The 9,206-nt window shown below is 43.0% G+C and carries 7 protein-coding genes and 1 pseudogene; 1 reads left to right on the top strand and 7 read right to left on the bottom strand.

Annotated elements, in window-relative coordinates:
• Positions 1–32 precede the first annotated feature (32 nt).
• The 7 genes from ACT3RN_RS12600 to fmt all read right to left on the bottom strand — a co-directional run bounded on the left by ACT3RN_RS12600 (position 33) and on the right by fmt (position 8,559).
• Entirely contained in the window at positions 33–551 is a 519-nt protein-coding gene (locus ACT3RN_RS12600) for a GbsR/MarR family transcriptional regulator (protein ID WP_442061811.1), read from the bottom strand.
• A 166-nt stretch (positions 552–717) separates the two neighbouring features.
• Complete coding sequence (locus ACT3RN_RS12595; RefSeq protein WP_442061814.1) at positions 718–1,356, bottom strand: L-threonylcarbamoyladenylate synthase; 639 nt, start codon at positions 1,354–1,356, stop codon at positions 718–720.
• Positions 1,357–1,514: 158 nt separating this feature from the next.
• Positions 1,515–2,771 carry a DNA-processing protein DprA gene (gene dprA / locus ACT3RN_RS12590; protein ID WP_442061816.1) on the bottom strand — a complete coding sequence of 419 codons (1,257 nt, stop codon included), beginning with the start codon at positions 2,769–2,771 and terminating at the stop codon, positions 1,515–1,517.
• Between the two features lie 62 nt (positions 2,772–2,833).
• Entirely contained in the window at positions 2,834–3,931 is a 1,098-nt protein-coding gene (locus ACT3RN_RS12585; RefSeq protein ID WP_442061819.1) for a LysM peptidoglycan-binding domain-containing protein, read from the bottom strand.
• Between the two features lie 411 nt (positions 3,932–4,342).
• Positions 4,343–5,764, bottom strand: a complete 1,422-nt coding sequence (thrC, locus tag ACT3RN_RS12580; RefSeq protein ID WP_442061821.1) for a threonine synthase — start codon at positions 5,762–5,764, stop codon at positions 4,343–4,345.
• Between the two features lie 46 nt (positions 5,765–5,810).
• A complete protein-coding gene (locus ACT3RN_RS12575) occupies positions 5,811–7,412 on the bottom strand; it encodes a transcription antitermination factor NusB (RefSeq protein WP_442061824.1) in 1,602 nt (533 codons plus the stop codon).
• Between the two features lie 76 nt (positions 7,413–7,488).
• Positions 7,489–8,559, bottom strand: coding sequence for a methionyl-tRNA formyltransferase (gene fmt / locus ACT3RN_RS12570; RefSeq protein ID WP_442061826.1), 1,071 nt, complete (start codon positions 8,557–8,559; stop codon positions 7,489–7,491).
• Positions 8,560–8,777: 218 nt separating this feature from the next.
• On the opposite strand from fmt, the pseudogene ACT3RN_RS12565 reads away from it, so the two are divergent.
• A pseudogene (locus tag ACT3RN_RS12565) lies at positions 8,778–9,206 on the top strand (response regulator); the annotation flags it as partial.

Below are 9,206 nucleotides of genomic sequence, written 5' to 3'. Positions count from 1 at the left end.
AAATTTTTTATTTTAAATACTATATCCCACGACTAGCGCAGAATTTTTTTGATACTCGCGCCCAATTTAAGGACTTTTTTGAGGATGCTGGTGGGTAGCTTGAGCATCTCAGCAGACCAAGTGGTGAGTGTACTAACGAATTCTTTTGTATCACGGATGCGTGCTTTTACATCGCTGTTCTCATGTTCGAATTCAGGACTGTCCATCAATTCTTGTAAGAACTGCACTGTTGGTTCAAGCTCACGCTTTTGTCGTTCAACCACAATGATGCGTGCTAGCTCCCAAACATCAGTATTGGTCGTGAAATGATCGCGACGATCGCCCAATATGGAGATCTTTTGTACCAAGCCCCAATGCTGTAGCTCTTTAATACTGTTTGAAACGTTAGAGCGAGCAACACCAAGTGTTTCTGTAATTTCCTCAGCATTTAGCGGTTTACCAATAATGAATAATAACGCATGAATCTGTGACATGGTGCGATTGACACCCCACTGTGAGCCCATCTCACCCCAATGTAAGATAAATTTTTCGGTCACAGGGTTTAGTTTCATAATGGTTATTCACTTATTTTTATGCAATATGGCTTATTTATTGATTGTTCTGTTATTAACTCATCTTGCGCCATTCTTTTATTTCTGTCAATAGTGAAATATAAAAACAATGCCTATCGTTTGTATGACGACGCTTGACTCATTATATTTAAATGACTGCTACTTTCTAACGAATGATTAAGCCAGTAATTGCATCACGAATTTGACTGGGCAAAGTATAGCCCAACGTATCAGCTTGTAAGTAACTGATGTGCTCGCCAAAATATGCATAAGCATCATTGAAAGTGACAGCAGGTGGCTGCCCTGAGGGGTTGCAGCTGGTCGAAACCAGTAATCCGAATGGGTTATTGTCACTGACCAATTGCTCGCATAGCTGACGAATAACAGGATGAGCAATGACTCTCACTGCAACCGTCTGATGCTGCCCCGTTATCCAAGCAGGAATCGTAGTAGCTAGCGTCTGCGGAATGGGTAGCAGCCATGTATGTGCTTGCTTATACTGCAAATCATCATCGTTATTATGACCACTATCTGCCTGCCAACTCTTTAGGATAGGAGCGCACTGTTCATCCGTTAAAGAAGATAGCAAGGGTGCCAGACGCTCCACGCTGTCGGTAATGACAATCATACCTTTGGCTTGTGGACGCTGTTTAATCTCTAAAATTCGCTTAACGGCTTCTTTATCATAAGCATCACAGCCGATACCCCAGACACTTTCGGTTGGATAAGCGAGCAGCTGCCCTTCTTTGAGCCAATGAGCAGCTTGTGCAGTGGAGTCAGTGATAAAAGGTATGGAATGATTCATAGCTTGAATGGTTTGGACGAGTAGAAGGTTGAGCGCTAATCATAACACAGGAGAAAGTTTGACTCAGATAACAAAACTTGAAAACCACCACCTTTTTACTGTGCTGAACTTCCTAAAATCTGGAAAGCAAAAAAGCTTCAAGTTAAAAAAATATAGCATTAGACACGTAAATATCGACCGCCTTGCACACTGACAATACCCAACAATTCAAGCTCCATCAACTGGCCAATCAGTTGCGGTGGTGCAAGATCGGTAGCCACGATAAGTGCATCTAGATCTTGTCCATGCCAATCAAGCTGCTCATAAATACTGGTTAGATGTTCAGGAACAACAACAGCGCTGCGAGGCAACTTAACATTAGAAGATGATGGTTGTGAATCGTTGGTAGCTGTTACGGTGCCGTCCTCTATATTCACAACTTTTGGAGAATATTTATTGCTCAATTGGGTGTTATTAGATTGCGATCGCTGTGTTTGTTTGTCAGAACGACTGTCATAGTCTAACTGACCACTGACATCTTCTAGTACCTGCTGAGGATGATAAATCAACGTCGCCCCCTCACGTATTAGGTGATGACAACCTTCAGCATTATTATTATCGATATGACTTGGAATGGCAAAGACCTGTTTACCCTGTTCAGAGGTTAAACGCGCAGTAATGAGCGAGCCGCTTTGAATGGTCGCTTCTGTCACAATCGTTGCTAAGCTTAATCCTGCAACCAGACGATTTCGGCGCGGAAACGTATGTTTGTGCGGCTGCGTGTCTGGTAACAGCTCGCTAATGATACAACCACCTTGATCGATAATTTGAGTAAATAACTTATCGCGATGGTTGGGATAGTTTACATCAATCCCTGTACCCATCACCCCAACGGTACGACCTTGATAGTCAGCATTCGCTTGATCCAACGCACCTAAATGCGCGCGTTTATCCACACCCATCGCTAGACCACTGGTAATGATATAGCCTGCCTGCGCTAAATATTGAGCGATATCAAACGTAATTTTTTGTGCATGTGCGGTGGGTTTTCGGCTACCAACGATAGCGATTTGTGCTTGATGCAGGCGCACATGATTACCACGATAAAATAGTAACGGCGGTGGGTCATAGATTTGTAAAAGTTGGGCAGGATAGTCAGACTCATCAGCAAATAGTAGACCATAACGTCCCTCTATCAGTGCTTGCTGAATATTATCGATATTAGTGAGTGTTTGCTCTGGCTGTTCATGACGTTTGAGATGAGTATGGTGAATACCCAATTGTCGCCATGCTTCTACTTTGGCTTGCCAAGCAAGTTCTGCATTTCCAAAGGAAGTAAGTAGCTTATGATAAGCAGATAATGACGCATTCACTTCGTACCACAGCGCCAGTACTGCGCGCTGATCGTCTGTTAAAGAAGAAGTGACTGCGGTCATAGTCCTTTATCTCTTATAGGCAGACTTAGATCAATAAATCTTGTAATAAGCCTGTTGCTCACTTATAAATAAGGAGGCGGTAGTAACTGATCGCCGACATTAAGCGGCAATTCAGAACTAAGTACATACGCATAGCTGATATGATCAAAAGTATTGAAGACCATTAGCATACCTGTTTGTTCATTTGGTAAGCGTACAGGCGTATCTTCATCTTTGATATCACGTACCAAAGCGCCTTTTTGATAGACAGTCAATACATCACCAGGCTTAGCGCCTTCTAAGCTGCCCAGATTAATAGCAACTACACTGCCTTTTGCTGCTGAACTGATTGAGTCCATCACACGTACAATCATGCCACCACGACTGGTATTAGCAGGCGTCGGATAAAACACAGGTGGAATAGAGTTGTTCAATTCAACAAAGACGCGGTCACCTTCACGTACTTCTTTACCATAATTATCGGTCAGTTGTAAGCTACTAACGCCATTGGTTTCGGTAGAAGTAACCAAGCCTGTTGCTACTTGTGTAACTTCTAGACCGATGACGTCGTTTGTCGTGGAATCAGTATACAGCTCACCTTCACGATAAATACCGTAGCGCTGACCGGTGATAAGTGGCACACCTTTCGCATAGACCTTATCACCACTCGCAGTGATTAAGTTACCTTTTTTAGAGGCTAATATATACGGAGTCGTATTAAAATCTTGTGGATTGACAATAACTGTTTTGTCTAGCCAGTGGCGAATAGCCGTCCAAGGAATAGATGGAATGCTATTGGCAGTTGACGTCACTGTTACTGGAGTAGCAGCTACGTTACCAGTAAGTTGCTTTTCAACCCCCGCACAGCCCTCGCCCGTATCCACACCAATGAGCGTCTTACCTTGAATCACACATAAGATAAGAATGTCATTAGGATAGATAAGATTGGGGTTTTTGATTTGCTTGTTTGTCGCCCAAATCTCTTTCCAACGCCATGGACTATCTAAATAGCGTTCTGAGATGTCCCATAAGGTATCGCCTTTTGTGACAGTATAGCGATTAGGCGCATCTGCTTTGAGAGTGGGTGGTGGATTGTTGGCGTGGGCAGTGGTCATTAGCATGGCACTGCTAAAAGTCGTAAGCATCAGTGCTGTTGCTATCTTTTTTAAGCTCATCTTCATTGTTATATCCACAATATGTACCGCTATTACCATCATAATAATCACGCTTGAGTCTATCAATCTAGAATCTCTATTGTTGATACTTAATGAAATAAGTGACAATAAAAATTCAATCAATCCGTTACTCAAGCTGCGCATTTATTATGATGCTTAGAGGGCAGCTGTTCAGTATAATTGGCTGGTTTTGTTCCTAAAAAAGCGTCTAGCACAATGATGACTCGCTGACGCTGTTTCTAATATTACAATTATATCTACCATAACACAATCATAAACACTTTATTACAATAGTGTAACCTTTATATAAATACTTTCTCTGATTTTTTATTTAAGGTAGCTGTATTAAATACTCACAACTAAGCATAGCTATGGTCAAACGCTCAGCATGCTCTAAGCTCATAATTTGACGGTGATTTACGCTGGATTTGGTGTGACATGCTGACGAATTTGCTCAGCAACCAATTCAGCGTCATTATCTAGCACCACCACATGCTGCGGCAAGCTCTCTAGTCCTTCGGTATGAGATGGGCGAGCGATATCAATCTGACCTACTGCTTCAACAATCGTATCTGCAAACTTAACAGGTAATGCTGTTTCCGCACAGACAATCACTTCACCCTCTTGCTGCAACTCTTTGGCGACTTTGATGCCATCAGCAGTATGAGGGTCGACCAACTCACCAAATTGCTCATAAAGGGCTTTGATGGTTTGCAAACGATCACTGTGGGTAGACTTGCCAGCAGCGAATCCATAACGAGTATTAACCGCTTCCATTAGCTCAGATAAATCGAAACCTTGACCAGATTTCACCCCTTCAAACAGCTCATGGACGCGGGTACTATCTTTCTCTAATAGCAGATAAACAAAACGCTCAAAGTTAGATGCTTTTGAGATATCCATTGATGGACTTGACGTTACATAAGTCTTTTCAGTCGGACGCGGCTGATAAGCACCTTGGTTGAAGAAGTCATTCAACACATCGTTTTCATTAGTAGCAACGATTAATCGATCAATCGGTAGCCCCATTTCACGAGCAATGTGACCAGCACAAATATTACCGAAGTTACCTGACGGTACGCTAAAGCTGACTTTTTCATCGTTGCTAGTAGTGACCGCAAAATAAGCTTTAAAGTAGTAAACGATCTGCGCTAGGATGCGACCCCAATTAATAGAATTCACTGTACCTAGATTGTAGGCAGCTTTGAACTCAGCGTCCTGTTGTAACGCTTTGACGATATCTTGGCAGTCATCAAACATACCATCGATAGCGATATTATGAATATTATCGTCAGTCAAGCTATACATCTGCGCACGTTGGAATTCACTCATTTTTCCGTGTGGTGATAGCATAAAGACTTCGATATTTTCTTTGCCACGCAGTGCATACTCTGCTGCACTACCTGTATCGCCACTTGTCGCACCAATGATGGTAATACGTGCGTCTTTTTTCTTAAGCACATATTCAAAGGCGTTACCTAAGAACTGCATCGCAACATCTTTAAATGCTAGTGTTGGACCGTTTGATAATCCTAGGATATATAAATTATCTTCAAGTTTACGAACAGGAACAATCTCATCAGAGCCAAACACCTCGGCAGTATAAGTACGCTCAATGAGGTCTTGTAGATCGGCCGTAGGGATATCTGTTGCAAAACGCTGCATAATCGCCATCGCAAGCTTTGGATAGCTAAGCGCACGCCACTCATCAAGCGTTGCGCTATCGATGTTTGGATAATGCTCAGGTAGCATCAAACCACCATCTGGGGCAAGACCCATCAAAAGCACATCACTAAAATCCATCGGCGCTGTCTGACCACGGGTACTGATATATTTCATTAGATTGTCCTGTCTACAATAATGTTATTCAATAGTTAAAAACGGTTTATTCGGCAGTTTTATGCAACAACGCATAATAAAAACCATCGCCACTCTCGCTATCAATCGGTAAGCACTGACGACCAATCGCCTGTTCGATACCCCAGCTGCAATCCTCCGTAAACTCAATCGCTACCGCATCATTATGATGAGTGATAAAGTCCTGCATTTGCTCAACGTTCTCTTGTTTTAAGATAGAGCAAGTCACGTACAACAGATAACCACCTGCTTTGAGTTGTGGCCATAAGTTATGCAAGATATCAGCTTGCAGTAGCGCCGTCTGTTCGATGTCTTCTTCGGTACGCAGGATACTGATATCAGGATGACGACGAATCACGCCAGTCGCGGTACAAGGAGAATCAAGCAATATCGCATCAAATACCGGCTCATTTGTCGCCGCTTTTTTGTTCTTGCCATGCTGCCATCTGGTTGCATCCGCACAGACAATGTTCAATGCAATGCTGTTCTCTGCTTGCTGCAAATCATGCTGACTCAGATTTAGGCGCTGTAAGTTCTCACGAATACGCTCGATACGTGGTGCTTCATTATCGATAGCCGTTACCTTGACATTAGCATTAGCAGTCGTAGGCGACGTTTCAGCATCATCTTGTTTCACGTGAAACAATGATGATTCATCATTAGCGCTTGTAATCTCTAACCAGTGAGCCAATTTACCACCAGGTGCAGCGCAGGCATCTAAGATGTGTATCTCTTTCTCAACACTGTCGCTGCCACTCTCAGTATCGTCAGCACTGAGCTTAGCCATCAATGCTTGATTAATAATGGGTGCAGCTAATTGCGCATGCATGTCTTGTACACTAGCAGTCCCTAAAGCGAACTCAGGCAAAGCGTTAACAGCAGTGCTTTGATGCAATCTAATACCTTTGGTTGATAGCGTTGTAGCCGCGCTAGACTCTGACGCGTTCAATAATTTAAAACCAGTCGTTAGTTCAACGATGTCCGCATCAATTTCTGCACCATACAATGCATTCTGATAATCTTCTACCGAAGTCACCGATGAGTTTACTCGTAAAAACATTGGTGCTGGTTGGCGTAAGCCTTGTGTTAGCTCATCATACTGCTCGCTCCAGTCTTGCTTAAGCTGATAAGCGAGCCAATTCGGTAGGCTATGCTTCTTATCACACTTCTTACGAAATTTACTTGGATTTTTAGCGACTTTGCGCAAAATAGCATTGACTAAACCAGTAGAATGAGCAAACTCAATCTCTTTGGCAGCTTCAACGGTTTCATGAATCGCAGCATGGTCAGCCACTTCTAAATAAAGCAGCTGAACCAAACCCACTTGAATGGTGGTGCGCACCTCAACTTCATCGATAGGATTGTCTGCAAGTGTATCTAGCAAACGTGCCAGCGCATGCCACTGGCGCAGTGTGGTTAGTAGCAGCGCATGTGCAAAGCCTTTGTCACCGTCATGCAGACTATTTAGTAATGGATCAAGGACACTTGAGAGCGACTGACCATTTTGAATAGCCAGTAAGGTACGAATCACACGCACACGTACGCTACCATTCATAATAAGATTGCTTGATGGTTTGAGCTTGTTATTTCTAGGTGCATTGTTTCTAGGCGCAGTACTGTTGTGTCTCATTAAATTTTATTTCCTTGACGTATCATCGGATAGCGTCTTGTTGAGATAGGATAAACTAGCATTAAGTTAGATTTGGTTATTTTGATTCTGTCGTAAATTTGTCGCCATCATTGAGCTGATTACCATGGCAAACTTGCTCAGCCGTCTGAGGTTTACCGCCTGCAAACTGTAAATGAGTAATGGCTAGAGTCGTGGCTGATAATTCAGCGTCATTCGCTTTGCCACAAGCAACCAAAACAGCATTACGCCCAACACTAATAACAGTACCTGCAGGCTCATTGGTTTGCTGCGACGCATTGATTGGCAAGCTGGCCAATACTTTAACGCGCTGCCCTGCTAAAAACGTATAAGCACCCGGCCACGGTGTCAGTCCGCGAATTTGGCGTTCAATAGCGGCCGCAGGCTGTGTCCAGTCAATCTCACCCTCGGCTTTGATTAGTTTTTCAGCATAATTCGCCTGATTCTCATCTTGAACCACAGCTTGTGCTTGATAATGTGGCAAATCTTGCAACACGGTACTGATTGCATTCGCACCAAGCGCAGCCATTTTATCGTGTAGACTGGCAGCAGTATCATCAGCTTCAATACGAGAGCTGGTTTTGTAAATCATATTGCCAGTATCTAAGCCCTTATCCATCTGCATAATAGTAATACCCGTCTCATCATCCCCTGCCAATAAGGCACGGTGGATAGGAGCCGCACCGCGCCAACGCGGTAATAGTGAGGCATGAATATTTAAGCAACCATGTGTCGGTGTCTCTAATACACCGATAGGTAAAATCAATCCATAAGCAGCAACAATCATGACATCAGGCTGATATGATTGCAGCACTGCTCGAGCAGCCAGACCCTCATCACTTGATTTTTTAAAGGTGACTGGTTGTTCTACAGGGATATCGTTTGCTAGTGCGACTTCTTTCACCGCAGAGGCAGATACTTTTTGGCCACGACCTGCTTTGCGATCAGGCTGCGTGTACACCGCGACAATCTCTATATTCAGCACGTCTTGCTGACTGATTAGTGACTCCAGACTAATAGCGGCAAATTCGGGCGTTCCCGCAAATACTACCTTCAATCGATTGATAGCGAGAGAATCATGAGTGATCGAGGGCGTAGGTAAATCTGATGTAGGAGCAATTGTAGTCATAATCGTGCATTATATAAGGTTAATTCGTTCATTATAGGTGAGTTTCTAGTGTTGTGCCATGATTGTAACGATGGCAATCAGGCGTTACTAATGACATCGTTTATCTTTATAATAGCAGTAGAGCCTAAAAAGCAGAATACTTCTAGCAAACCGACTACCGTACCCAAATTATGATTCACCCACTATGTTTTCTCGTGTCGATATAGGAACACGCTTTCATGCAACAGTTTCAGTCCTTAAGACGCTTACTTATATTTTATGCACTGACATTGTTAACGATGCTAGTGATGTATTATTTCGCGCTCTTTCACGAGATAAAACAAAATAATGAGCAACGGAGTATTGATACCTTCTATTCATTACAATATGAAATGACGGAGCATGTCGGTATAACAGACACTGAAATTTCAAATATTTTAGAAAAACCAGTGTTTAAAAATGTAAGCTACCAGATTGTTTGTATGATGCCATCTGGTCAGACTTTCATCCACCGCTATACTCGCCCTAATGAGCCTGGTTTTACCACTGTTACCTTTCCTACTATTACATCATCACCGCCTAATAACAGTAGCCACAGTGCTTATACACTCAATAGTCGCAATGTAACAGGCACGATCAAGCTTAAAAGCGGTCATCAGATATATATT

The organism is Psychrobacter sp. AOP5-GZ1-6 (genome assembly GCF_052376345.1).
In the GTDB taxonomy this organism is placed as follows: Bacteria; Pseudomonadota; Gammaproteobacteria; order Pseudomonadales; family Moraxellaceae; genus Psychrobacter.
Note: the sequence above shows the minus strand (reverse complement) of the source record. Positions and strands in the feature narration are given on the sequence as shown.